This window comes from Micromonospora sp. M42 (genome assembly GCF_000568915.1).
Taxonomy (GTDB): Bacteria; Actinomycetota; Actinomycetes; order Mycobacteriales; family Micromonosporaceae; genus Micromonospora; species Micromonospora chalcea.
The window spans coordinates 706540-707107 of sequence record NZ_KK037233.1; the positions used below are offsets into that span (position 1 = coordinate 706540).

1 protein-coding gene is annotated in these 568 nt (G+C 76.9%); it reads left to right on the top strand.

Annotated features, from left to right (window positions below; all coding sequences use genetic code 11):
- Positions 1–452, top strand: a 452-nt coding sequence (locus tag MCBG_RS02845; RefSeq protein ID WP_043323657.1) for an alpha-hydroxy acid oxidase, incomplete at its 5' end; no start/stop codon positions are given.
- Positions 453–568 lie beyond the last annotated feature (116 nt).

Below are 568 nucleotides of genomic sequence, written 5' to 3' on the forward strand. Positions count from 1 at the left end.
CGGCGCTGAGCTGGGCGGACCTGGAGTGGCTGCGGGAGCGTACCCGGGTGCCGTTGCTGGTCAAGGGCATCCTGGACGCGCGCGACGCGGTCCGCGCGGCGGACGCCGGCGTGGACGCCGTGGTGGTCTCCAACCACGGCGGACGGCAGCTCGACGCCGCCCCGGCCAGCGCGAGCGTGCTGCCCGAGGTGGTCGAGGCGGTCGACGAGCGGTGCGCGGTGCTGCTGGACAGCGGCGTCCGCGGCGGCGTCGACGTGCTGCGCGCGCTGGCGCTCGGCGCGGACGGCGTGCTGCTGGGCCGGCCGCTGCTCTGGGCCCTGGCCGCCGGTGGCCGGGCCGGCGCCGAGGCGGCGCTCGCGCTGCTCGCGGCGGAACTGCGCGACGCGCTCATCCTCAGCGGCTGCCCGGACCCGGCCTCGGCCCGGCGGCTGCGCACCCGGATCGGAGGCTGACGTGGAACCGGTCGACCTGGCCGTCACGGCGCTGCACGGCAGTGTCGGCGACCCGGCGCTGAACTCGATGAACTTCCTCAACGAGGAAGCGCAGCACTACCCGGACGCGGTGTCGC